The sequence below is a fragment of the Vibrio sp. Sgm 5 genome (genome assembly GCF_026241575.1).
Lineage (GTDB): Bacteria > Pseudomonadota > Gammaproteobacteria > Enterobacterales > Vibrionaceae > Vibrio > Vibrio jasicida.
The window spans coordinates 1-212 of the sequence record NZ_JAPHPY010000168.1 but is presented as its reverse complement, the minus strand read 5'-3'; the positions used below and the strand labels follow the sequence as shown (position 1 = coordinate 212).

Annotated in this window: 1 pseudogene; it reads left to right on the top strand. The window is 46.7% G+C overall.

The window, feature by feature from the left end:
- Positions 1 to 212: pseudogene (locus OQJ86_RS26545) on the top strand (IS4 family transposase); the annotation flags it as partial.

Genomic DNA, 212 nt, shown 5'->3' with positions numbered 1-212 from the left:
GGAGTCTCCGTGGCTAAACTTCCTTTTTCTCCCGCCGATATGGAAGGCGCATATCGCTTTATCCGCAATGAAAACATCGATGCAAAAGACATCGCAGAAGCAGGCTTTCAATCAACTGTATCCCGAGCTAACGAGCATGAGGAATTACTCGCGCTTGAAGATACAACAACGCTCAGTTTTCCGCATCGAAGTATAAAAGATGAACTCGGGCA